The organism is Chryseobacterium sp. Marseille-Q8038, from assembly GCF_965111995.1.
Genome location: NZ_CBCOPN010000001.1, coordinates 2716041 through 2739243 on the forward strand (window position 1 = coordinate 2716041; position 23203 = coordinate 2739243).

General features: G+C 37.0%; 21 protein-coding genes. 2 read left to right on the plus strand and 19 right to left on the minus strand.

The window, feature by feature from the left end:
• Positions 1-840: 840 nt before the first annotated feature.
• From ACWPWS_RS12565 to ACWPWS_RS12625, 13 genes are all read right to left on the minus strand, one after another.
• On the minus strand, positions 841-1098 hold the full coding sequence (locus ACWPWS_RS12565; protein ID WP_454046716.1) for a hypothetical protein: 258 nt from the start codon (positions 1096-1098) through the stop codon (positions 841-843).
• A gap of 1173 nt (positions 1099-2271) precedes the next feature.
• Entirely contained in the window at positions 2272-2661 is a 390-nt protein-coding gene (locus tag ACWPWS_RS12570; protein WP_454046717.1) for a hypothetical protein, read from the minus strand.
• A 289-nt stretch (positions 2662-2950) separates the two neighbouring features.
• Entirely contained in the window at positions 2951-3094 is a 144-nt protein-coding gene (locus ACWPWS_RS12575) for a hypothetical protein (RefSeq protein WP_454046718.1), read from the minus strand.
• A 116-nt stretch (positions 3095-3210) separates the two neighbouring features.
• Positions 3211-3396 carry a hypothetical protein gene (locus tag ACWPWS_RS12580; protein ID WP_454046719.1) on the minus strand — a complete coding sequence of 62 codons (186 nt, stop codon included), beginning with the start codon at positions 3394-3396 and terminating at the stop codon, positions 3211-3213.
• Positions 3397-3407: 11 nt separating this feature from the next.
• The gene (locus tag ACWPWS_RS12585) at positions 3408-3701 is read right to left on the minus strand and encodes a hypothetical protein (RefSeq protein WP_454046720.1); all 294 of its coding nucleotides are present in this window, start codon (positions 3699-3701) and stop codon (positions 3408-3410) included.
• Positions 3702-3713: 12 nt separating this feature from the next.
• The gene (locus ACWPWS_RS12590; RefSeq protein WP_454046721.1) at positions 3714-3884 is read right to left on the minus strand and encodes a DUF6443 domain-containing protein; all 171 of its coding nucleotides are present in this window, start codon (positions 3882-3884) and stop codon (positions 3714-3716) included.
• Between the two features lie 12 nt (positions 3885-3896).
• Positions 3897-4040, minus strand: a complete 144-nt coding sequence (locus tag ACWPWS_RS12595; protein WP_454046722.1) for a hypothetical protein — start codon at positions 4038-4040, stop codon at positions 3897-3899.
• Positions 4041-4045: 5 nt separating this feature from the next.
• Entirely contained in the window at positions 4046-7207 is a 3162-nt protein-coding gene (locus ACWPWS_RS12600) for a hypothetical protein (RefSeq protein WP_454046723.1), read from the minus strand.
• A 7-nt stretch (positions 7208-7214) separates the two neighbouring features.
• The gene (locus ACWPWS_RS12605; protein ID WP_454046724.1) at positions 7215-8855 is read right to left on the minus strand and encodes a T9SS type A sorting domain-containing protein; all 1641 of its coding nucleotides are present in this window, start codon (positions 8853-8855) and stop codon (positions 7215-7217) included.
• 272 nt (positions 8856-9127) lie between these two features.
• Positions 9128-10585, minus strand: coding sequence for a TolC family protein (locus tag ACWPWS_RS12610; RefSeq protein ID WP_209785859.1), 1458 nt, complete (start codon positions 10583-10585; stop codon positions 9128-9130).
• Positions 10557-13748 carry an efflux RND transporter permease subunit gene (locus ACWPWS_RS12615; RefSeq protein ID WP_454046725.1) on the minus strand — a complete coding sequence of 1064 codons (3192 nt, stop codon included), beginning with the start codon at positions 13746-13748 and terminating at the stop codon, positions 10557-10559. The genes ACWPWS_RS12610 and ACWPWS_RS12615 overlap by 29 nt, the downstream gene beginning before the upstream one ends.
• A gap of 21 nt (positions 13749-13769) precedes the next feature.
• Complete coding sequence (locus tag ACWPWS_RS12620) at positions 13770-14852, minus strand: efflux RND transporter periplasmic adaptor subunit (protein ID WP_105684736.1); 1083 nt, start codon at positions 14850-14852, stop codon at positions 13770-13772.
• Positions 14853-15002: 150 nt separating this feature from the next.
• Positions 15003-15389 (minus strand): hypothetical protein, encoded by a 387-nt coding sequence (locus ACWPWS_RS12625; protein WP_454046726.1) that lies wholly within the window; start codon positions 15387-15389, stop codon positions 15003-15005.
• Positions 15390-16048: 659 nt separating this feature from the next.
• Here ACWPWS_RS12625 and ACWPWS_RS12630 point away from each other — a divergent pair.
• Both ACWPWS_RS12630 and ACWPWS_RS12635 read left to right on the plus strand, forming a co-directional pair.
• The gene (locus tag ACWPWS_RS12630) at positions 16049-16441 is read left to right on the plus strand and encodes a multicopper oxidase domain-containing protein (protein ID WP_309513055.1); all 393 of its coding nucleotides are present in this window, start codon (positions 16049-16051) and stop codon (positions 16439-16441) included.
• 37 nt (positions 16442-16478) lie between these two features.
• A complete protein-coding gene (locus tag ACWPWS_RS12635) occupies positions 16479-16913 on the plus strand; it encodes an META domain-containing protein (RefSeq protein ID WP_209785862.1) in 435 nt (144 codons plus the stop codon).
• Between the two features lie 66 nt (positions 16914-16979).
• On the opposite strand, the gene ACWPWS_RS12640 is transcribed toward ACWPWS_RS12635, so the two are convergent.
• The 6 genes from ACWPWS_RS12640 to porK are packed head-to-tail and all read right to left on the minus strand — an operon-like array spanning position 16980 to position 23150.
• Positions 16980-17240: a SemiSWEET transporter gene (locus ACWPWS_RS12640; protein ID WP_454046727.1), complete on the minus strand. Its 261-nt coding sequence runs from the start codon at positions 17238-17240 to the stop codon at positions 16980-16982.
• Between the two features lie 36 nt (positions 17241-17276).
• Positions 17277-18311 (minus strand): NAD(P)/FAD-dependent oxidoreductase, encoded by a 1035-nt coding sequence (locus ACWPWS_RS12645; RefSeq protein WP_454046728.1) that lies wholly within the window; start codon positions 18309-18311, stop codon positions 17277-17279.
• Positions 18312-18365: 54 nt separating this feature from the next.
• Positions 18366-19304, minus strand: a complete 939-nt coding sequence (porN, locus tag ACWPWS_RS12650) for a type IX secretion system ring subunit PorN/GldN (protein ID WP_209785865.1) — start codon at positions 19302-19304, stop codon at positions 18366-18368.
• 20 nt (positions 19305-19324) lie between these two features.
• The gene (gene porM / locus ACWPWS_RS12655; RefSeq protein ID WP_454046729.1) at positions 19325-20917 is read right to left on the minus strand and encodes a type IX secretion system motor protein PorM/GldM; all 1593 of its coding nucleotides are present in this window, start codon (positions 20915-20917) and stop codon (positions 19325-19327) included.
• A 52-nt stretch (positions 20918-20969) separates the two neighbouring features.
• Positions 20970-21668: a type IX secretion system motor protein PorL/GldL gene (gene porL / locus ACWPWS_RS12660; RefSeq protein WP_105684725.1), complete on the minus strand. Its 699-nt coding sequence runs from the start codon at positions 21666-21668 to the stop codon at positions 20970-20972.
• A gap of 60 nt (positions 21669-21728) precedes the next feature.
• The gene (gene porK / locus ACWPWS_RS12665) at positions 21729-23150 is read right to left on the minus strand and encodes a T9SS ring complex lipoprotein PorK/GldK (protein ID WP_105684724.1); all 1422 of its coding nucleotides are present in this window, start codon (positions 23148-23150) and stop codon (positions 21729-21731) included.
• Positions 23151-23203 lie beyond the last annotated feature (53 nt).

Consider the following 23203-nt stretch of genomic DNA (forward strand, 5'->3'; position numbering starts at 1 on the left):
ATCATTAAGTTTATATATAGCCATTCTGAAAATTCAACTACAGATTAAAATTCTACAGATTGAAGCAAAGTTCTTGCCCTCATCCAAAGTTTAAAAGTAGTGAAACTTATAGTATAAACAAACCCCGTAAGAGTGCAAGGGTTGTTATTTATTTAACTTTGGGCACGAGCGAGACGTCACTATGGATAGGAGTTATAATCTTTTTATATAATTTATTTTAGTAACGATCCAACGATTATTCTCAAACTCTAAATGATAAATAATATTCTTTAATGAAGAAGGAATTTTAGATACAAATTCTACATTAGACGAATTTGCATTAATACTTTCCTTAATATCATAACTATAGTATTTAAAAGAATTAGTAAATTTTTTATCCTTACCTACATGATTAAAGCAAATAAAATTCTTCCCAATATTTTTTCTTTTATTTTTTGGAATATCCTTTGATAAACTTTATTTATATCAATATAATTTAGAGCAACATCAAAGTCAGCTTGTTCTTCTGCTGAAATTAGCTTTATAACAATAGTTAGCGTCTGTCTTGGCTTTTATAATTACCATAAAAGGAAAAAGAAAATGCATATAATATTGTTTTCATAATTAGGTCTATTTGATTTTCCAAAAATATTCCAAATATGGTTTGGCTTTTACTCCATTTGCAGGACCTTTTTATACTTGATTGCCTTAATTTTTAATGCTCCATTATAAAGGTTATTTGAGCACAACTTTATATCATTATACATTTGATTTAATTGAAACATATTAACTAATTGACTTGAATCAAAACTAGAAAAAACAGATTTAATACCATTCTGTACAAAAGTAGAACAATTATTATTATGTTGATGATAATCCTTTACCTGAATTAATCATATTACTAAGTGTACCTTTTGTCTTAGAATCTTGATTATAGGCCTGTGGTAATTTTAACAATTCATCAGCTGCTCGACCTTCTCCTTTTTCGCTGCATTTTTCCTTTTCCCCGCTCTTACTTTCATCAGAATTCATTAAATCACTTAAACTATTTATAATTTTGCCATTGTAACTTTTCAGCATTATCTTTTGTAACCGCGTTTGTCCAACAGGTTTTTTCATTACAACTATGACATGTCATTGTTCCATCTTTTACCTGCTCTGTAATAGGCTTTCCCTTTGAATCTTTCATCACATTTCCATTGGCATCTTTATCGTTTTATAATTATCCACTGCTATTCCATGTCCTGTTTTATCATTTTTTGAAAACCAAGTCAAGATGTAAATATCATTACCATCTGGATCAATTACATTAATTAATGTTAATAGCATAAATATAAGGAGACATGGGGTTATATTTTTCAGACATCTTATCCATCACTCCCCATCTACCAATATCCCATATATAGAATCTCGCTCCATAATCATACATTCCTGTTCCTGTAATTCTTTCCGTTGTATTTATAACTATAATACCTCCAAAAATTAGAAGTACTACATTCTTCCAATAAGGGTTTAAACCAAATGTGGATACAGTTGCTGTGTCTGTAATCTTGAGCGCTTGCCGTTTTTTGCAAGCTTACTCTGGCATTGCCAAGGTGATCTCTGTACTGGTAAATATAGCGGTTTTCTGTGAAACTGTAAAATCCTTCAGCGGTGTACAAAATCAAGCTTCCATTCCGGTGTTATAACAATACCGGAAAGGGTATTGATATTTTATAGGCCTGTTCTTCAAAAGCTGTTTCCGTTCGGCATGTGGCGCAGATTCCTCACCTTCAATACGATAGGCATACTGGAAGCCATCCAGATAATCGGTCATCGTAATAGCGCCCTGTCGGCCCACGTGGCGAGCACTGGAATAGGTTTTGCGAAGTTTTACCCCATCTGCACGATATGTAGATAATCCAGATTACTATTTGAAGTCTGTCCATTTCTAACAAATCTGGTTGAGTAATTAAAAAACTTCGGCAGATTAAGGTAATTGTAAACGACGCTTGAATTCCTTTATCCTTCATATTAACTATATTCCGTTCAGGTCAATTCAATGGCATTATTTCCTCCTTCATAACCTGTATCATTTAATGAGCTTGTGTCAATCTGGTTCAGGCGGTTGCCAGCATATTTATAGGCAAGATCATCTACCAGCGTAGAGGTGGTCTGGGCGCCCAGGAATTTACTTCTTTAAAATGTAATATTTCCGTTGACATCATAGGTCAAACGTTCATCAAAATTCTTGTTATGGGGATTTTCGCTGTCTCCGGTTCTGCATATTCGGCATCAGTTAATCTATTCAGTTTATCGTAGGTATAATTGTACCTTTTCAGAATATCCTGTGAAGAATTTTTCCACCTTATTTCTGCAATATTTCCATTGTATTTCCCTGTAGAAACTGTAGAATACACAGGATTGTATTTTTATCTCGTATACCCGTGTAAGTTTCCCATTAAGATTCGCAGGATTATTGATCCTGGTCATCCACCCCGGATATTGTATTGATAATCTATAGTCTGCATTGTGTTGCAGCAATGTTCCTCCTACTTTCTTGATCTCCAAATGGGAAATTTCATTGTATTTATTCTGAGCCAGATATTCAACAGGATTGCCGCCCACCTGATGGGTATGGGAAAGAAGCCTGGCTCTGGGAGTCATATGGAACTTTTTCACAATAGCCTTTTCAGGATTCATAGCAGCCTTTATGATAGGTACGGTCTGAAGGACAACTCCAAAAGTCGTTTATTGTTGACTACCGTATAACCACCCAAATGGTTATTGCTTCTCGAACCGATATTTCTTCCTTGGGTATCATACCAGATAAAGTTACGCGTCCATTGGTCATCTTCATTTTTGATATAGGAAGCGGTAAGCAATCCCTTGGTGGTTCTTTTCCTGCTTTGATTATCCGTAAGAAGATAATGGGAAAATACATTGCAACCATGCGAAGAGCCTGGTGGATAGGTATCATAATAATTAACTGTTAAAACTTGCGCATGACTTCCGGAAGTGTTCTGTTCGTGTAATAAATTGCGATTCCGTTTACGGTAAAGGAGCTGGCACTTCTGATCTCAAAGCAGGCAGCTCCTGCAATAGTTGGCCTGCAGAGATTCTCTGGTAGCCGCATTGTTGGTAATAGCCGTAAAACACCACTCTTCCAAACTGGCTCCATTTGCGACAAGCCATTTACCCTGAGCCTAAGATTGCATCCTACCATCACTAATTGATCAGCGTTGTTGTAGATCATATATTCTCAGCCTTCGGTAGTTTTTCTACCAGACGATTTCTCCTGTCATATTTATACTGGTAACATAAATCGTTAAGCACCGTATTGGGATCTGATTCTAAAGCCGTTTTGGGAGGGATGACAAAAGCCAACTGGTTATAATACATATAAACATAATAAGGTATCGGCATTTTCTGTGGCATTGATGACTTTTCTATTCAGCAAACCTGTCCTTGTCCATTTTTAAATTGATGAAGAAGTCACGTTCATCGGTCACCGTATTTTTATACAACTCTCCTGTTCCATAGGGAATACAGGCAGATAATTTGGATTCAAAATTGGTATAGTTAAAAGTAGCCGCATATTTTTTAACGTCTCCAGTGGCATTAGTCTGATATCCAAATTGTACAGGTTTGTTATCCCATGCATTCCCCACCTGTTTTTGTCCTAAACACGGTTTAACGGAGAGCTTTCCCAGAATTTTCTCTGAATAAATTTTCCGTACCATATGGTGTACTGTTTACATTGAAGAAAAGATTGCTAAATAACGTGTCACCACTGAGCGTTCCTCCCTGATATTGTGCAAATAATCAAGAACCTGTCTCCCGAAACCATCATATACAATAGGGGTTACAACATCTTTTCCTAATGGAGAGGCTTTAACATTGACAATTTGTTTGGGTCTTCCCAATCCGTCAAAATACTAACCGGTTTCTGAGCTTTTAACATTCGCAAGCGTTGGATCTGACAAATACGTCTTGGAATACACATAGTTTTCTGTATTGGTAAGCTGCGCCTGGGCAGTCCCTATAATGAGTATTCCTATCGGAATTAATATCTTTTTCATCGGTTTTAGTTTTTATAGTTGTATTTCATCTCCTTCAACACTTTTCCGTCTGCATTCATCACTTTTTCAAGTCGGCCTGCTGAATCATAGATATAGTTTTCTCTGATTCCTGAAGAAGGAGTAATGCTTCTTACGCCAATCAATGGATCGTAGGTATACGTGGTCACCTGATAAGCAGATAATGAAGCGTTCATTCTGAAGGTATTCAATGCAGATAGAAATGCAGTTTCATCATTATTGGGAGCTGCGGAAGCATCGGTATTGGAAGCCGCAACAATAGCATCAATTAAGGACTGCTGGATATCTGTTAATTTCGCGCCTTCGATTTTAGCAATAGGCTTAGTTTGATTGTAACCCCAGACAATTACTGTTGAGATCCCATTTTTTGCAGTATATTGTTGTAAATTCCCTTTCAAGTCATATTGATCGTAAGTAACCTCTGTAGAAGGATTATTCTGAAAATCATATGACAATACTGAGGTCGGAAGCAAGTTCGATGGATGATCATATTTCGTTTCCGTTTTTGAAAGGCTTTGGGTGGCAACTCCAATAGTTTGAGTGGTTTCCGTTTCTAAAGGAATTCCTATCATATTAGCATTGATCAGCTTTTGGTTGTTTTTTTCATGGGCATAGCGGTAAGCCGTTTTTTGTGTTGAATGATCAGAAAAATCCACATTTACAATTGCCGGATTGGTATGCCTATAACTACTGTCATAAGTATAACTGGTAATTTGACTAGTGTTATTATTATCAAAATAATCAGTAGTTGTCATCGTTTTCTTTTTTACCCAGGCAGATGATATTTCAAAACGGTCAACCGTAAAAGTATAATTACGTCCTATACAAACCCCGTTGGCATTATGAATTGCACAGGCAACAGATTTCACACCGATATAATAAGGTCTTATGGTAAGACTAGGGAATCCTGTACTATAATCATTCGAAAGATTATTGAAATGATTGTCAAATTCGTAGGTGTATGAATCCCTTTTAACGAGTCTATGTTGAGAGTCATAATATTTTCTATCAGTTAATACCCCACGCGCAAACTGATTATTAGCATAGGTAAAGATTGGATTTCTTGCATTTTTAGGATTGGTATGGGACAGATTCATATATTCATCTATTATCTCATAGCTTTCCGCATTGTTGTTTACATTTTTATTCCGGGTAATGACCTTATCATAAATCGTAGGCTTCCCGTTGATCGTACTAATATTAAAGTTTCCCGAATTACTGATGACCATTTGTTCACAGGTATATCCCATATCCTGATCCTCTGCGATCTCCTGGATATAAGAATATTCAATATCATCTGCCATATATCTTCCTGTAGATCTATTGTTTTCATCCCTGTAAATAAATTCTGTTTCATTCGTCAGCATCCCTGCCTCATTTTTCGTTATTTTCTGAATTCGTATTCCCCCAACAGATTTATTGTACTGCTTGGTTTCTGAAACTTTTTCGTACCATTGGGCATTCAGGGTGGCATAGTGGCTGCTGCTGACATTTCCTACCTTTCTGATTCTGATTTTATAGGAAGGTTTTATGTTTTCCATAAATTCATATTCTTTGTTGATCAGAAATGTTCTTAGAACGGTATTGTTATTATCCAGAAGTTCCCCTACAAAATGTGGTCCCTCAGGTAAAGAGCCTTCCGGACCTTCATTTGGATTGGCTGTACTTTGAAAGGTAATTTTGAAATCAACGGTATTTCCATTGGTATTAACATTAAATACTCCGCCCAGCGTTTCAAGATTTGAAATAAGAAAATCTTTTTTTCCTATTTGGGTTTCAGCCCCTTCAAAATAAAAATCATCCAGTTCGTATTGCAGTCCCATTTTACCACCTGTAGGATATTGTATTTCTTTTAAACTTCCGGAAACAGCATAGTTAATATCAGGATTTTTATCATCACCAAAACCGTAAATTTTATCGCCATATGCAACAAAAGGGATTCCATGATTGGTTAATTTACCATTATAAAAACCTACAAAATCCGTCTGATCTGATAATCTGTTAGGGAGTGGATTATTTTCATAATACTGAAGTTTATATTTTGAGTTATCTTTCAGATTTACCACTTCTTTTAACTTCAGTCTTTTCATCAGATATGGAATTTCAGAATCATATCCAGGAGCTGATGGAGAGTCCGTACTTGTAAAATACTCTTTTACCAGATTATACTCTGATACCAGTGCCTGCTGGGGATTTCTAACTTCTATTTTATTTAAAGAAAGTCCATTATTGATATCCTCACGATTACCATACACGAACTTTACTTCGTTGCCTTCAAATTGAATACTCTGTAATACACTTTCAGAAAGTACATTCGTTTTGGTTACAAATTCTTCATAGGTTGTACCATTCTGGTATACACATGCTCTTGGAATTTTAAGTCCTTTGTAAAAGTTATTCAAATAACTATAGTTACTTGCCTGATAATTAAACTTTATTTCTTTCCCTGTTGGCAAAAGGATTCGGGTAATAATAAAATCAGTATTACTAAAATCATTAGGGGCAGGAGCACTTCCCCCCACAGTTTGGGTTTGATTTCCTGCTTTGAAATAATACTTGATGCCCTGATCATCAGTGAAAACAAAGGAATCTTCTATTTTTACAGTACTGTAGGGAATCTGAATAATTTTCCCTGAACTGTCATAATAAAACTCTCCTGAAGCACTTCCCAAAGAGAAGGAATAAATATCAGGCTGGGTATCAAGTGTTGAGAATTCCTCTTTGATACTTTTTGCCAGATCATAATCGTTAAGATTGCTTTGAACAGGATTGAAACTATCCGGGTTGATATACTGAATTTTACCTTTATCTTCACGTCCTAAAACCTGTTTAGAAAGTGACATTCCACCCACAGATAAAGACCAGCCAAGACCTACCTTAGAAGCGGTTTCTTTTACCTTGACTCCTGAGGCGTGATATTTCAAAGAAATCGGAAGACTAAAATCTCCCACTTGTATGGTATATATTGGAATATCAATACCAATAGTTCCGGTATGCGTAGATGTCGGAATATCCGTATGCTTTGATAGCTGGCTGGCATCAGGTGATTTTATAGTCAGATTGTATTTACTCTCCTTTGGATCTACAGATTGGGAATAGCCCAAAGCACACCCGCAGATAATCAGAGAAGCTGCAATTATTTTTTTCATCGTGTTATTATTTTTTAATCAGTTTAGCATTCGCTGTTTTGTTGGTATCCGTTTTTATCGTCACCAGATAGGCTCCCTGAATTAAAGCCTGGGTATTAATCTTCGTTACTCTGTTCTTAGTTTTTATACTCTGAAGTTGTCTTCCACTCATGTCATATAAAAGAATATCAGCTTCCTTGAAATCAAAACCAATTTCTACATAAGCATAATCAGAAACAGGATTCGGATAGATTTTGATGTCGTATTTTTCAATGAGCTGATCCACCTGTTTATCGCCCAGTTTTACGATCTTCCAGTTTTCTTTCCCCAGTTCTTCTGCACTGGTTCCGGCCAAAATAATAGAGCCATCTCTGTTCAGTTTTAAGTCGGAAAGCCTTTCTTCTTTTTGTCTGGATTCTCCTTTCACGTGTTTTCTCCACTGCTCATTTCCATTCTGATCGAGGTATAGCATCCAGAAAGTCTCATCATCAGTCTGTATTCTTCCTTCAGCCTGGGTATAACCTCCCAACAATATTCCTTTTGTAAAGTCTTGATTCTTGATTCTTGTATCTTGGCTCTGAATCACACTCATTCCCATCAGAATATCCCGGTTTTTGAAATTGTAGGATTTCTGCCACTGTTCATCCCCTCTTTCATTTAGGGAAATCAGCCAAAGGTCTGTTCCTTCTTCCAGGCCTACGGTTTTATTACCTGATCTTTCTGATCTGGATTCTCCACCAATGATAAAGCCATTTGAAGTCAGCGCCAGGGTTCTGATGTGGTCATCACCTTTGCCTCCAAAGTTCTTTTCCCATTCTACTTTTCCGTTTTTGTCTAACTTGACAATCCAGTAATCGCCTTCACCGAAGTTGTCGCTTTGCTTTGAGGTTGCAGATAGTAGGTTATGGGTTGCAGTTCTGTCAGACGGAATATTAGTGTTGGTCGTTGATTGTTGATTATTTGTTTTAACAGATGTGCTTCTTGAATAAATGCCAAGCAATGCGCCGCCGTCTTTTGTGGGAATCATCTTCTCTACTTCATCTAAGCCTTTTCCGCCTAAGATTAATTGGGATAATTCTTTTCCGTTTTTATCCAATTTTGTGATCCAGACATCTTTGGAGCCGTAGCCTTTTGCCGAATTCTGTACATTTCCGGCTACAAAGAACCCTAGGTCTGTGGTTTGAATAACTGCTCTGGCTTCTTCATCAGAAGTGCTTCCCAAGGTTTTCTGCCATAATTCATCGCCAAATTCATTGATTCTGATTAACCAGATATCGGATCCTCCTTTGGAATCTTCTTTTTTATCGAGTCCTTTACCGGAATAAGAAGTTCCGGCCAAGAGAAATCCGCCATCCTGAGTGGTAACGGTTGCGGATAAATAATCATGGTTGGATCCCGAAAAATATTTCTCCCAGACTTCCTGTCCCTGCTGATTGAGTTTTACCAGATGGAAATCGTAACCGTTGTTTTGCTTACTTCCAGCCTCCAGCTTCCCGCTTCCTGACTGTATAGAACTTCCGGTGATCAGATATTGCTGATCGATAGTGGTGGTGACCTGGCTTAGGAAATCCTGGGTAGAGGATTGGATGTCTTTCTGCCACACCACTTCCTGAGCAGATACGCCCAGGATTGTGCATAGGGTGAATGCACTGAGATAAAGTTTTCTCATTCCCGTGTTGTTTTTGAGTTAGTAATTAGTTTCTTAAAACTTCGCGAATTTAATACTTTTTAAGACACAAAAATTACTTTAATGTGGTATCCAGTAAATCATACTATTTATTATTTACTTTTCTTTATTTATAGTAAATTCAGTCTTATTCTGATGTAAAACTATCTCCTTGAAGCGACAAAACATGTCGTATTAAAAATAAAAAAGGGCCAATCCTAAAAGAATTGACCCTCCAAAAAACATTAACTGTTTATTGATAGAATTATGATGTTTTATTTCCAGCCTCCACCTAAACTTTTATAGATATCGACTACGGTGCTGAGCTGTTTCTGTTTTGCTTCGATGAGCTCCATTTTAGCATCCAGAGCATCTCTCTGGTTTAAAAGAACTTCAAGATAATCCGCTCTTGAATTACGGAACAATTGATTGGCAATATCAATAGACTGATCCAGCGCTTTGGTTTCCTGTGACTTCAGTTGATAATACTGATCTATATTTTTAACTTTTGACATCAGGTTCGCAACATCCAGATAGGCATTCAAAATGGTTTTATCATATTCGTATAATGCCTGAACCTGTTTTGCATCTGCGGTCTGGAAGTTTGCTTTTATCGCACTTTTATTAATCAGCGGTCCTGCCAGTTCACCTGCCAGATTATAAGCAATGGATTCCGGCAATTTAACAAGGTAGGAAGGTTTGAACGCCTCAAGACCTAATGTTGCAGAAATTTCAAGGGAAGGATAAAATTCTTTTCTTGCCGCTTCTACATCCAGCTTTGAAGCCTTTAATTCCAATTCTGCACGCTTGATATCAGGTCGGTTAGCCAATAACTGAGACGGAATTCCCGTATATACAGTCGGTGGAATGGTAGACATAAAGTTTTCCTTAGTTCTCACAATCGGCTGAGGATATCTTCCCAACAAAGCATTAATTTCATTTTCCTTTTCAGTGATCTGCTGGCGGATTGTATATTCTGCAGCTTTGGATTTCGCCAATTCTGCTTCAAACTTTTTCACGGCAAGCTCCGTTGCAGCAGCAGCTTCTTTCTGAATTTTGGAAATCTCCAGTGCTCTTTGCTGAAGCTTTATATATTGTTGTATAATGTCTAATTGATTATCAAGAGCCAACAATTCATAATAATTGTCTGCAACTTCTTCAATAAGATTAGATAAAACAAAGTTCTTCCCTTCCACTGTAGAAAGATAATGTGCCACTGCAGATTCCTTTTCTGTTCTGAGTTTTTTCCAGATATCAATCTCCCAGCTTGCATTTAATCCTGCTTCAAAGTTTCCAAGCGGATCCGGCATTTCTTTTCCAGGTTCTATTTCTGTAGTAGCATCCCCCGCTCCTTCACTGGTATAGCGTCCGGCTTTTTTCAGCCCAGCTCCTATTCCGGCAGAAACAGTTGGAGTAAGCCTTCCCTTTTTAGCTAAGACCCCACTTTTCGCGATTTCAATTTCCTGAAGCGTGATCAGCAGTTCCTGATTATTTTTTAAAGCTGTTTCAATCAGGGTTACCAGATTGGGATCTGTAAAGAACTGTCTCCAGGGAGTTGTTCCGCTGTTGTTATTGGCATCCTGCTGCTCTTCCTGATTAAAGTTCTGAGGAATATTTTCTTTTACCTCATCTTTTATGACAGTCGCCATTGGCGCCTTACAGCTTGCGAGTACAAGCGATAAGGCAATGGCTGTAAATATATTTTTAGTCTTCGAATTTTCCATCATGTTCATAAGGTTCAGTTTGTTCTGTTAGAGGATTTTCTTCTTCATATCTTGCCAGTCTCGACTTATCTGCAATTGTTCCGAAGATATAATACAGTCCCGGGATAATCATTAATCCGAAAATGGTTCCGATTAACATCCCTCCTGCGGCTGCAGTACCAATAGTTCTGTTACCGACAGCTCCCGGCCCTGTTGCAATCACCAATGGAATCAATCCGGCAACGAATGCAAATGATGTCATCAGGATCGGACGGAAACGGATGGCAGCTCCTTCAATAGCAGCTTTTGCCACAGGAATTCCTTCTTCAGCCTTTTTCTGCACGGCAAATTCAACAATTAACACGGCGTTTTTACCTAAAAGCCCAATAAGCATGACCATGGCCACCTGAGCATAGATATTATTTTCCAGTCCTAAAAGTTTTAAACATAAAAAGGCTCCGAAAATACCTACCGGAAGGGATAAAATTACCGGCAGCGGAAGGATAAAGCTTTCATACTGTGCAGAAAGGATCAGATAAACAAATCCTAAACATACCAGGAAGATAAATACGGCTTCATTTCCACGGCTTACTTCATCTTTTGAAATACCCGCCCAGTCGATACCAAAACCTCTTGGAAGTGTTTTGTCTGCTACTTCCTGAATGGCCTTAATCGCCTGTCCACTACTATATCCCGGTGCAGGAGTTCCACTCACCTCTGCTGAGTTATACATATTGTGTCTTGTGATCTCTGATAATCCGTATACTTTTTCCAATCTCATGAAATCCGAGTAAGGAACCATCTGATCTTTATCGTTTTTAACATAGAGTTTCAACAGATCTGTTGGCAGAGCACGGTATTGAGGACCGGCCTGAACAATTACTTTATAGGGTCTGTCGAAACGGATGAAACTCGTCTCATAGTTGGATCCGATCAATGTAGATAAGTTATCCATTGCTTTTTCAATGGTTACCCCTTTCTGCTCTGCAAGATCGTTGTCTATTTTAAGCATGTACTGTGGGAAACTCGCAGAATAGAATGTAAATGCTGATCCAAGTTCCGGACGTTTTTTAAGCTCCTTCACAAAATCATTACTTACCTGCTCCATTTTATGATAATCTCCACTTCCTGCTTTATCCAGCAAACGAAGTTCAAAACCTCCTGCAGCTCCATATCCGGGAACGGAAGGCGGCTGGAAGAATTCAATATTGGCTCCGGGAATATTTTTGGCTTTTTCTTCGAGTTTTTCAATGATTTCAGCAGCAGATTCCTTACGATCTTCCCAGCTTTTAAGGTTGATCAGACAGGTTCCGGAGTTGGATCCCGTACCTTCAGTCAAGATCTCATATCCTGCAAGGGAGGAAACGGACTGCACGCCATCAATATCTTCAGATTCTCTTAAAAGCTCTTTGGCAATCTGATTGGTTCTTTCCAACGTAGATCCCGGAGGTGTCTGAATAATTGCGTAAATCATTCCCTGATCTTCCGCAGGAATAAATCCTGAAGGCAAAGAGTTACTCAGGAAGAATGTACAGGCACAAAATGCTAATAACAATGGTAATGTTATTGTCTTTTTTGTCACTGTTTTATTCAGCATCTTCTCATATTTTCCTGCTCCTTTTGTAAACAGGTTATTGAATTTATCAAGGAAAATAGTAATCGGAGTTTTCTTTTTAGCTTTTCCGTGATTATTTTTCAAGATCAGCGCACATAATGCCGGTGTCAAAGTAAGGGCAACAATTCCCGATAGGATAATGGATGAAGCCATTGTAATAGAGAACTGGCGGTAAAATACCCCAACAGGACCAGACATAAATGCAATCGGAATAAATACGGATGCCATTACCAATGTAATTGCGATAATTGCTCCACTGATCTCATGCATTGCTTCTTCTGTGGCTTTCAAAGGGGAAAGATGCTTCTCTTCCATCTTGGCGTGAACGGCTTCAATCACTACAATCGCGTCATCTACTACCACCCCGATTGCCATTACCAAAGCAAAGAGGGAAATCATATTCAGGGTAATTCCAAATGCGGACATGACGGCAAATGTTCCTACCAATGAAACCGGAACTGCCAGTGCAGGAATCAATGTAGAACGCCAGTCACCCAGGAACAGGAATACCACAATTGCTACCAGAATAAAGGCTTCAAACAAGGTATGGATTACTTTTTCCATGGATGCATCCAGGAATCTTGAAACGTCATAGCTGATATCGTAATGCATTCCCTTAGGGAAGTTATTTTTCTCCAGATCCTTCATTAATGCTTTCACGTTTTTGATAACGTCACTTGCATTGGAACCATAGGATTGTTTTACGGTGATCGCCGCAGAAGGTTTTCCGTTCAATGTGGAATAAATATCATACATGGAACTTCCAAATTCTATATCGGCAACGTCTTTCAGCCTTACAGATTCTCCATTCGGTTTTGCCTTTAGAATAATGTTTCCGTAATCTTTTTCATTATTAAAACGTCCAGGATATTTTAATACATATTCGAAGGACTGAGAGCGCTTTCCGGAACTTTCTCCCGTTTTCCCAGGGGAGGCTTCCAAACTCTGCTCATTCAGAGATTCCATTACTTCATCAGCTGAAATATTATAAGCGGTTAATCTATCCGGTTTAAGCCAGATACGCATGGCATATTCACGGGTTCCCAGGATATCCGCAAAACCAACACCACTTACCCTTCTCAACTCAGACATCACATTGATATCTGCATAGTTGAAGAGGAATTTCTGGTCAGCTTTAGGATCATCACTGTACAGGTTAATATACATCAACATGTTAGGCTCTTCACGAGTGATCTTCACCCCTTCACGTACTACAAGAGGAGGTAGCTTATTCACCACTGAAGATACACGGTTCTGAACGTTAACTGCAGCTACATTGGGATCTGTCCCCAGATCAAATACAATCTGGATGGAAGCTTCCCCGTCATTCCCTGCATCTGAGGTCATATATTTCATTCCGGGAACACCATTTAATCCTCTTTCCAAGGGGATCACTACGGATTTAATCAACAATTCGTTGTTCGCTCCGGGATATTCTGCGGTGATATTTACCTTAGGCGGAGAAATGGATGGGAACTGGGTCACCGGAAGTTTCACCAATGACAATATTCCCATAAATACAATAATCAATGAGATTACTATAGACAGAACTGGTCTGCGAATGAATTTTTTAAACATACTGCTTCACTTTAGAGACCACTACTCTGCTTTTAATTTCAATGATTGAAGAACTTTCTTAGGATCCTGGAATTTTGTTTTCACCTTTTGGTCATCCTTCACTTTCTGAACTCCTTCCAGAAGAATCTGATCTCCTTTTGAGATTCCGGAACCTACTACATAAAGATCCTGAAGTTCATAAGCTACTTTGATATTTCTGGATTTTGCTACTCCGTTTTTATCAATAACAAATACATATTTCTGATCCTGTATTTCATAAGTGGCTTTCTGCGGAATAATCAAAGCATTATGAACAGGCATTGACATCTGTACTTTACCCGTTTCTCCGTTTCTCAGAAGTTTATCAGGATTTGGGAATTTTGCACGGAAGGCAATATTTCCTGTTTCATTATCAAATTCTCCTTCAATCGTCTGGATTTCTCCTTTCTGAGTATACATTTCTCCATTTGCCGTGATCAGAGCGACCTGATTGCTGCCTCTGTCAGCCGCATGGGTCTGATAGCTCAAATATTCAGGTTCTGAAACATTGAAATAAGTGTAAATACTTGTATTGTCTGATAATGAAGTCAACAGATCTCCTTCATCAACAAGGCTTCCCAGTTTCAAAGGAATTCTGTTAATAACACCGGAGAATGGTGCTTTAATATCTGTAAATGAAAGGTGGATCTGAGCCAGTTTCATTTCTGCATTGGCGGCATCCAGCTTGGCTTTTGCCATTGCTTTTTCGTTCTTGGAAACAATATTATTTCCTGCCAATGTACTTGCATTTTTCAGCTCGATAGAGGCCTGTTCTACCTCTGCTTTTGCTTTTAATAATTCTGCCTGATACAGTTTAGGCATAATTCGGAACAATGTTTGTCCTGCCTGTACGTATTGTCCTTCGTCTACAAAGATTTTTTCCAGGAAACCTTTTTCCTGAGCTCTCACTTCAATGTTTTTTACGGATTGAATCTGGGCTACGTATTCTTTGTTGATTACAGTATCCATTACTACAGGGGATGTCACCGGATATACGGTAACTTCTTCTTTTTCTTCTTTTTTCTTATTGCAGCCAACAGCCAACAGAAGGGCACTCAGCGCAATTCCCGAAGCAACTCTTTTTATCATAATTCTAGAGTTTATATAAATCGTTAATGTTTTGAATAGAAATAAACGGTAATAAAAGGGGTACGATGTGCTGATTACCAACATATACACAACGTAAAGTATTTCCACCCGGAAAATCAGGCAGAAAAAGAACAGATCGATAAAATTTTAAATTCTAATGGAACGGATCAGAATAAACCTTTTTGTGGCTAATCCAAGAACAAAGCCATGAATACCCTGTCTAAAGCGTTTGTAGCTTTTTAATCCAAAAATATAGACAAGGCTGAAAACTCCGGCAAAGACAACAATAGCCTGCCATACATCAGACAGCTGAAAGTCATTTTCGGCAAGTTCTAAAGTGGAATTGTCTACATTATCGGCCATCTGCTGAACGGAGAGTTTTTCAAAAGTCTGGTTCAGGCGGTTGGCTCTTTTCGGCATATGATGAGAAACATGACCGTTGTAGTCGTTTCTTAGCGTTTTAACGTCAAGTCTGCTTTCTACTACAAAGAGCAGAAAAAGACCGGTTAAAAAGTATACTATAAAGTTTCTCATTTTGAAGTGGCAAATGTACACCCAGATTATGATATTATCATAGTAGATTAACAAAATTTAACTATCCTTTAAAATACCTGAATAAAAAAGTTTGAAAAATAGTGAACTTTTCTCCTATTCAAGCACAATACAAGCAATTTTGATATTCTATCTGAGCAGTTTTAAATTTTCAAAAATCAAGCCATATTTTTGAATTTAAGGAAATTTTAATGATACTATTGTTGCTTTTTTGAACAGCATGAAGTGCATAATTGTTCTTTTTTGAAGATTTTTATTTGAAAACTGAAAGTTAAAATAGTTCAACCTAAACTTTATCATGAATTAGAATTATTAACATTAACTTATTGTTACTCTCTTCTTTTTGAATTATTTTTGCCGAAAATTCAAACAACAAATGAGAAATGAGAAAAACACAGAGTATACTTCTGAAAATAAGTTCGTTAAAAAACCTGAATTAACAACGACTCCCATCAATTTTCTACCATAATTATTACTTTCTGTTTCGTGAATAATGTTTCAAAAAACAGTGAGTTAAATTGGCTAAAATCTTAACTTTCTGTTAGTTTATGAAAAATTAACATATATTTATTAAAAATATTCGTAAATTTATAAGGCATTAACATCGTAATTCATGAAACACTTTAAAATCACTTATCACTATGAAAAAATTATTATTACCAGTCCTTTTTGGATTGACCATTATTTCCCTAACAGCGTGTAAACATCCCGGAAAAGAAACTGAAACAATCACTGCTGTTGTTCCCGAAAATACAGATGATATCTCAAAAGAGGTGTATGTGGACAGCTATGGAGAAAAGATAGAAGTAACCATCAACAACACCAAAAATACAGCAACAATCCATTTAAACGGCAAAACTTTTGACCTTAAAAAAAGTGATGCTTTACCTGAATACACAGCCTCCAATGAAGAGTATCAATACTCTGATATTAAAGGCAATATCACTTTCCTGAAAAAGAATGTAGATATGGTTCTGTTCCATCTTAAACAGGCAAAAAAAGAGTCTGGTCCTGCGAAAATGGCATCGTATTAGCATGGGGATTAGCATTCATCTTAAAAAAATAAACATTATGAAAAGCTTATATTATTATTTATCGGCACTTGTTATCGCAACATTTTTAGTGGTTTCTTGTAAAACACAGAATGCACAAAAGCCAACGAGTGATATTACAGGGAAAACCTGGAAACTTACGGAGCTTAACGGGAAGCCGATTGAACTGAAAAACCCTAAAAACAATCCTTATTTCAAACTTGAAATGGATGGAATGAGATACCAGGGACATGCCGGATGTAATGGTTTAGGAGGAACATTTGAGATCAAACCTGAAATGATGAGAATTAAGTTCAATCAGGGAATGTCTACCATGATGGCTTGTGAAGATCTTGATATTGAAAATCAATTTACCAAAGCAATCCTTGCCGCAGATAATTATTCTGTAAATGGAAATACTCTTACTTTAAATAAAGCAAGAATGGCTCCTTTAGCTAAATTTGTTCTTCAGTAATTGATATCACTTACATAAAAATAAAAAGACGCCTTATTCGTATGGCGTCTTTTTTATGTGTTGTATCTACTTCTTTTTATTGTAGATTATATAGCATACCAGAAGGCTTATATTCACAATCACCGCAAAAGCATTTGATAAGATAATAGGCAGCTCGTCCTTTTCAAAACCATACCATACCCACAATGATAGCCCTGAAATGAGGACTAAAAGCATGAGCAGTGAAATATCTTCTACATTCTTTTCCCGGATTACTTTTACAAGCTGTGGAATCATGGAAACAGAAGTAAGAACTCCGGCAACGATGCCTAACATATTTTCATTCATAAATTTTGCAGTTTTGAATATCTATACTAAGATACATTATTGAAACCTGTTCAGGGAAACTTCTTCATGCAATGGAATATCTTCTTCAATAAAACGGAACAAATCCCTGGAAAAATAGCAACCATTAAGGATTCCACGGGCTCCAAGACCATTAAAAACATACAGATTACGGAATGTTTCATGTCTTCCGATGATGGGTCTTCTGTCTTTTACTGTTGGGCGGAATCCAAAATGCACTTCTTCCACTTCAAAATCATAAGGATAAAATTCGGAAAGACCTTTCACCAGTTGTTCCACTGCGGATTCATCAATGTGATGATGCAGCTGTTCCCTGTCATAAGTTCCTCCATAAAAATAGAGACCATTTCCGGTTGGAAATAAAAAATGTTTCTTCTTAATCGTTATGTTTTCAGAAAGAGGTTGAGAAAGTTTCACTTTTATATGGTGTCCCTTATTGGGTATCACCGCTATTTCTGAGAAGTAGGGATTATCTTTCACTCCCATTCCTTCACAAAAGATAATATTTTTGAAACTCAAATCTTTATAAGTGGATTCTGAAGGATGCAATTGGGTATAATCAAATTTTTCTTTTACCCAGTGATCATTTTTTTCAAAATAACTGAATAAGCCACTAAAAAATCCATTAACATTGAGTCTGGCAGACTGATTCACCTTTCCGGCAAGAAAATCATTTTTTACCACATTTAAACAATCAAATTTTTTATCAAGAAAATGCGATAATTCTTCAATTCCCGATTTTCTCAGCCATAAATTCTGTTCATTTTCATCATGAAAGATTCTATGAATAGGAGCATCAATCAGATAGTTTTCTCCAGTATATGATTCTATCTGTTTCAAATTATCTTTAAGAAAATCTATTTGTTCCTGTGCTTTCCAGAATGTGGTAAACTTTTTTAGGACCACAGGATTGATAATCCCGGCCGACACCTGTGAAGCACTTTTTCTTCCTTCAGAAAAGATCACAAAGGACTTGTTATTCTTAATTAGCTGATGAGCCAGAAAAAGCCCTGCATATCCATCTCCTACGATAATATAATCTACATTTCTCATAATAAAAAAACCTGAGTAAAAATACTCAGGTTTTCTATAAATATCAAGTGAAATTTAGTAATTCCACATATCATTTTCCATGTCAAGAATCTGTGCCTTGATTCTATCGCTTTCTTCCAACTGCTCATCAGCATTTTTAGGGATATAGTCCTTGATAGTACCGTCTCCTAAACCGTTTGAAGATTTATAAATGATAGAAGAGAATCTTCTTGCATTGATAACATCATCGAAAGATAGATCAGCAGAAGAATTCTTTCTGTTGAAGACAAAATTATTTGCTAAAATATCTCTTGCACTTGGATAATAGATCCAGAACAGGTCAATAAGTTCATCATTACTTGCGATAGGCTTACCATCTGGACCGATAACTCCCTGTACTGCAGGATCTGGTCCCATTGCAGCAATACCAAGAGGTCTGTATTTCATCTGTCCGTCTCTTTTATCAATAAACCACATACCCATGATCTTAAGAACTTTTACCTTGTCAGTAGTTGTCTTAAAAACGTCAGTATATTGTTTCTTTTCAGCCTCAGTTAATTGTCTTCCTGAGTTTAAGATATCAATAGCAGCATCATTGATGATTACTTTTTCTAATCTTTTCTGAATTCCTTCCGGAGAAAGTTTTACTGTAAAGTTTTCATCATCATATACCTGCTCAATCTTTCCGCTTAAGGCAGCGTCCAATAATAACTGGTATAAAGATCTTGTAGGAGTAGCAAGAAGACCATCCGGATTGTCATAGTAGAAAGGCTGGTTGATCTTATCATTCATATCAATGATCTCCCATACAAACATACTCTTCAGGATATCTTTATCTTCTACAAAACCATATTCAAGAGGCTTTACTGTTTTATCTACAATAGTATCACCAACTTTTTGTTTGTTTTCTGCTCTCATCTGTCTGAACTCTTCCGGAGAAGCTGCGTTCAGAATAGTCTGGGAAAAAGCAAATCCCGAAACTAATACTAAAAGGGTGCTAATATATTTTTTCATAATAAATTACAATTTTAGTCCTATGGAATGTTAATGATTATAGGAGTAATGTTTTTAATAACCTGACCATCTAAACCTTGAGCAGTAACTTTAATATCAAATACAGAAACTACGTCTCCGGATCTCAGATTTTTCACTAATCCAGCAGCATCATCTAATGAATTTCCGTGAACCAGTAACGCTGCTCTACCTGGTACTCTCACCATAAACTGAGTTACAGTAAATGAAACCGGGAAGTCAAAGTCAGGAATTGCTGCCTGTACCGTTTGGTTCTGGATAGAAGTTGCAGGCATAGATACTATACTCTGTCCTCTGATCTGACCTTGTGGTGGTGGAACATTCTTAATTCTATATTCAAATACCTGAGATACAGATTTTCCATAAGGATCTATTCCTGATAATGTCAACTTAACTGTATTCCCTGAAGTTGGTTTTACGATCCATTTTCCTGGGCCTGTATTTCTTACAGATGCACCTGGAGCAGATAATGAAAGTTTAGAATTGTCAGCACCTAAGATTGATCCTGAAACAGGGTTCTCAAGTCCTCTATACATTACATTCATCTTATCTGCAGAAAGTAATAATCCTTTTTCAAGTTTTACTTCTCTTGGTCCTGCGATTACATTATAAGTATGCGTCCATGGGAAAGATTGTGGCTTACCTGAAGCATCTGTTAATGTAATGGTACCTCCTAATTTATGCTCTCCAATTCCAGAACCTGAAATTGCGATTGTTCCTTTACCATTTTCCACTTTACCTACACCAGAGATGCTGATCTTATTACTGTTAGAATAAGTACCCAACATTACTTTTACTTCTGCCTGTTTTCCTGCCTGGATATCTACCGGACCTGAAACAATAGGTTCGTAGCTTGAGAATTTAATACTCGCATCTACTTTTTCCTGAAGTAATAGTGCCAATGCATCAGACTGAACGTTTCTGGCATCATTTTGGATAATTTCCAGATTAGATATTGCAGCGATTAATGGCTGGTGATAAAATTTATTCTGGAACCAGGTCTTTTCATTTGGAGATGTTCCTTTAGGGTACTCCGCAATAAGAGACTTATTTGCTCTGGCAACTAAATCTTTTAACTGCTCATTATTTCCAAAAGTAGCATTAATGTAATTTCTTACATCATCAATTTTAGCTTTCAGATCTAATGCATTCTTCGAAGGAGTATTTTCATCACCTTCTTTAAAGAAATATTCAGTAGTTGCTTCATTATTGTTCAATGCAGCAAAATTTTCGCTTACATCAATTTCTTTTCCTGTTTGAGGATCTTTATCATGAAACTCAGATTGTTTTTTTAACAAATCTTTGATATCCTGAGAGGATTTTACCAACAGATCAATTTTGGATTTCAATACTTTGTACTGTCCCCAAGGCTGTGCGTAGGTATCCGGAACTTGCTGAGCCTTAGCTTCCAATGTTCTTTCAAAGATCTTCTCGTTCTTTCTTTCTGTTAAAGTTCTGGTTTCATTTAATGCTTTAGTAGAATCATAATATGATCTGATGATTTCTGCATCAATATTTAGGGCCATCATCGCGATGAACACCAAATACATCAGGTTGATCATCTTCTGACGAGGGGTCTGTTTTCCTTGTGCCATTCTCTTTTCTTTGTTTTTTGATTAAGTAGTTAAATTTAGAAATGGTTAGGAATTAAGACTTCATAGCAGTTAGCATACCACCATAAACTCTATTTAAGTTATTAAGATTAGATGTTAAACCTTGTAGCTCTTGATTGAATTTTTCAGATTGCTCTGCAGACTTCTGCATATCTGCTACATACTTGTTAGCAAATTCAGATTGTCTTTTACCGCTTTCAAGTTGCATTACATAAAGAGCATTCATGCTTTCCATGTGCTGAGCAGCCTTATTTAATTGGTCGTTATATTTATGTGTAGAAGCAGATACGTCAACCGTTTGATTGATCTGATCAACAGAGTTTGAAAATTTATCAATTCCTGTTCTTAGTCTTTCAAATAATTGAACATCTAGTCTAGCATCTTCAAGCATTTTATCCAATTTGGTTGAAAGAGAGTTTTCTAATTCTGCAAATTGAGCTGCTGCATTATTATTTCTAGAAGATACATTAGAGTGTAGTGGATTTGGATTAGCATGTTTATCTAATAACTCAGGATAAACATTTTCCCAAGCATAAGACTCTTCTGATTTCGGAGGGTCAAATGCAAAAATGATAAAGATAATCGCCTCAGTAATAAGTCCTACGGTAAGAGCGATGTTACCGTTAATAGGTCCCAAGGTAATGTGAGTAATTTTAAGCCAAGCTCCAAGAATTACAATTGCAGCACCGAATGAATAAAAGAAATTCATCCAAGCATCTTTAGTCTTAAACATATTGAGTTAGTTTTTTTAATGTTAAATAAAATTGTTATTGAAAAATAATTATCTGATTAGTTATCTGTTAACTCTTCTTGGCTTAACTGCTGCTTCAGGAATGTCCTGTACAGTTCTGAATCCGATATAGCTTCTTGCGGAATCTTTTCTTTCCCAATCTCTAGCACCTGTCATTAGTGCATATCCTATATCTTTCCAAGATCCACCTCTTACAGACTTCTTAGTATCCTTTTTATCTTTAGTAGAAGGATTTAATGTAGAAGAGAATCCGTATGAAGAATTGTTGTACGCAGATAATGTCCACTCAGAAACGTTTCCAGCCATATCAAATAACCCAAACCCATTTTTCTTAAATTTCTTAACTGGAGCTGTATATGTATAAGTACCTTTTTTCTCGTCTTCCATGTAGTTACCTCTCTTAGGCTTGAAGTTAGCCAGGTAACAACCTCTGTCGTCCATTAAATATGGACCACCCCAAGGGTAAGTAGCATTTTGCATACCACCTCTTGCAGCATATTCCCATTCAGTTTCTGTTGGAAGACGGAACTCTAATGGTCTTTGTTTTTTTCTTTTTAAACTTTCGTTGTAATCAGTTTTCAATTTAGATCTGAAGTTACAATAAGCCCTTGCCTGATCCCAGGTTACCCCAACAACAGGATAGTCTTTATAAGCCTTGTGCCAGAAATACTGTTCAAACAATGGCTCATTGTAAGCAAAGTGGAAATCTTTTACCCAAACTGTAGTATCAGGATAGATCGCGATACTTTCGCTTTTCAGGTAATTAGCTCCTCTTTCGTTATCTGCAACAGCAGCGTCCATATCTCCCCAACGGTATGTATATTTCAGCTTACTTACATCTAAAATTCTTTCGTTTCCGATTCTTGAAGAAGAAGGTAGATACATCGATTCTAAAACCTCTGCGTATTCTACATCCGGATATTTTGATGTGCTCCAGTGTAAAGGAATTTTCCAATCTAATCTTTTGCTGGCATCATAGCTTCCGTCTTCTCGGCCACCCTGGCCTTCCATATATTCTTGATAAGGTGTTAAATTTTCTTCTTTTTTAGCAAGATATGCATAATCACCTATTGCTGCTCCTTTACGTCCGCCTTCATCACCACCTTCTCCGGCAGCTTCAGCTAGTAAAGTTCTCGCAATAGAGTCTCTTACATAATTGATAAATACTCTGTACTCCGAGTTGGTAGTTTCTGCTTCATCCATGAAGAAAGAAGAAACAGTAACAGTCTTCAATGATGCTTTTTCAGGAGTATTTGTTGGATCCTGGTCTGCTAAACCAGCAACAAATGAACCTGCAGGAATTGCGACCATTCCGTATGGTCTTTCCGCAACAAATGATTTAGTTTTTTCTCTTGGTATCAATTCTCCTTTTGTTCCTGGCTTCCCTACAGAAGAGCTGCCACCACCTGAACAAGATACCGATGCTACCGACGCAGACAATAATAAAAGAAATATCCTTTTCATGTTAATTTTTATAATTAAGCCGTAAATATATAATTTTTTTAAGAAACTTTTAA

Bases quoted from the DNA above. Each gene is read 5' to 3' on its own strand.
- ACWPWS_RS12565 (WP_454046716.1), bottom strand. From the start codon at position 1,098: ATGAAAAAACCTGTTGGACAAACGCGGTTACAAAAGATAATGCTGAAA.
- ACWPWS_RS12570 (WP_454046717.1), bottom strand. From the start codon at position 2,661: ATGAATCCTGAAAAGGCTATTGTGAAAAAGTTCCATATGACTCCCAGA.
- ACWPWS_RS12575 (WP_454046718.1), bottom strand. From the start codon at position 3,094: ATGCGGCTACCAGAGAATCTCTGCAGGCCAACTATTGCAGGAGCTGCC.
- ACWPWS_RS12580 (WP_454046719.1), bottom strand. From the start codon at position 3,396: ATGCCACAGAAAATGCCGATACCTTATTATGTTTATATGTATTATAAC.
- ACWPWS_RS12585 (WP_454046720.1), bottom strand. From the start codon at position 3,701: ATGGTACGGAAAATTTATTCAGAGAAAATTCTGGGAAAGCTCTCCGTT.
- ACWPWS_RS12595 (WP_454046722.1), bottom strand. From the start codon at position 4,040: ATGAAAAAGATATTAATTCCGATAGGAATACTCATTATAGGGACTGCC.
- ACWPWS_RS12600 (WP_454046723.1), bottom strand. From the start codon at position 7,207: ATGAAAAAAATAATTGCAGCTTCTCTGATTATCTGCGGGTGTGCTTTG.
- ACWPWS_RS12605 (WP_454046724.1), bottom strand. From the start codon at position 8,855: ATGAGAAAACTTTATCTCAGTGCATTCACCCTATGCACAATCCTGGGC.
- ACWPWS_RS12610 (WP_209785859.1), bottom strand. From the start codon at position 10,585: ATGAACATGATGGAAAATTCGAAGACTAAAAATATATTTACAGCCATT.
- ACWPWS_RS12615 (WP_454046725.1), bottom strand. From the start codon at position 13,748: ATGTTTAAAAAATTCATTCGCAGACCAGTTCTGTCTATAGTAATCTCA.
- ACWPWS_RS12625 (WP_454046726.1), bottom strand. From the start codon at position 15,389: ATGAGAAACTTTATAGTATACTTTTTAACCGGTCTTTTTCTGCTCTTT.
- ACWPWS_RS12630 (WP_309513055.1), top strand. From the start codon at position 16,049: ATGAAAAAATTATTATTACCAGTCCTTTTTGGATTGACCATTATTTCC.
- ACWPWS_RS12635 (WP_209785862.1), top strand. From the start codon at position 16,479: ATGAAAAGCTTATATTATTATTTATCGGCACTTGTTATCGCAACATTT.
- ACWPWS_RS12640 (WP_454046727.1), bottom strand. From the start codon at position 17,240: ATGAATGAAAATATGTTAGGCATCGTTGCCGGAGTTCTTACTTCTGTT.
- ACWPWS_RS12645 (WP_454046728.1), bottom strand. From the start codon at position 18,311: ATGAGAAATGTAGATTATATTATCGTAGGAGATGGATATGCAGGGCTT.
- porN (WP_209785865.1), bottom strand. From the start codon at position 19,304: ATGAAAAAATATATTAGCACCCTTTTAGTATTAGTTTCGGGATTTGCT.
- porM (WP_454046729.1), bottom strand. From the start codon at position 20,917: ATGGCACAAGGAAAACAGACCCCTCGTCAGAAGATGATCAACCTGATG.
- porL (WP_105684725.1), bottom strand. From the start codon at position 21,668: ATGTTTAAGACTAAAGATGCTTGGATGAATTTCTTTTATTCATTCGGT.
- porK (WP_105684724.1), bottom strand. From the start codon at position 23,150: ATGAAAAGGATATTTCTTTTATTATTGTCTGCGTCGGTAGCATCGGTA.